The 761-nt window shown below is 69.8% G+C and carries 1 protein-coding gene; it reads left to right on the top strand.

Annotated features, from left to right (window positions below; genetic code table 11):
• The coding region (locus FAB82_RS23965) for an aldehyde dehydrogenase family protein (RefSeq protein ID WP_136537092.1) at positions 1 to 761 on the top strand (761 nt) is incomplete at both ends.

Genomic DNA, 761 nt, shown 5'->3' with positions numbered 1-761 from the left:
AAGCCGGCCTGCCCGACGGGGTGTTCAACGTCGTCCACGGCGACAAGACCGCCGTCGACGCGATCCTCGACCACCCCGGCATCGCCGCGGTCTCCTTCGTCGGCTCCACACCGATCGCGAAATACGTGCACCAGAAGGCCACCGCGACCGGCAAACGCGTCCAAGCGCTCGGTGGGGCGAAGAACCACGCCGTGGTCCTGCCCGACGCCGACCTCGAATTCGCCGCGAACCATCTGACCGCCGCCGCGTTCGGCTCCGCCGGCCAGCGCTGCATGGCCATCTCCGTCACCGTCGCCGTCGGCGAGGCCGGGGACGCCCTCGTCGAAGTCCTCAAGCAGAAGGCCGAGGAGGTCAAGGTCGGCCCCGGCGACGACCCGACCTCCGAAATGGGACCGGTGGTCACCGCCGCCGCCAAGGACCGCGCCGAGAACGCGGTCGCCTCGGGCCTGGCCCAAGGCGCCGAGGTCATCGTGGACGGCTCCGGACTATCGGTTCCGGGCCACGAGGGCGGCTTCTTCGTCGGCCCTTCACTCCTGGACAAGGTCACGCCCGACATGGACGCCTACAAGAACGAGATCTTCGGGCCCGTCCTCGCCGTCGCCCGCGCGGCCGACGTGGACGAAGCCATCCGTCTCATCAACGCCAACCCCTACGGGAACGGCACCGCGCTGTTCACCTCCTCGGGAGCGGCCGCGCGCCGGTTCCAACGCGAGGTCAAGGTCGGCATGATCGGCATCAACGTCCCGATCCCCGTCCCGATG

The organism is Glycomyces buryatensis, from assembly GCF_004912275.1.
Classification (GTDB): Bacteria; Actinomycetota; Actinomycetes; order Mycobacteriales; family Micromonosporaceae; genus Glycomyces; species Glycomyces buryatensis.
The sequence above is the reverse complement of the archived record's forward strand: the minus strand, read 5'-3'. Positions and strand labels throughout refer to the sequence as shown.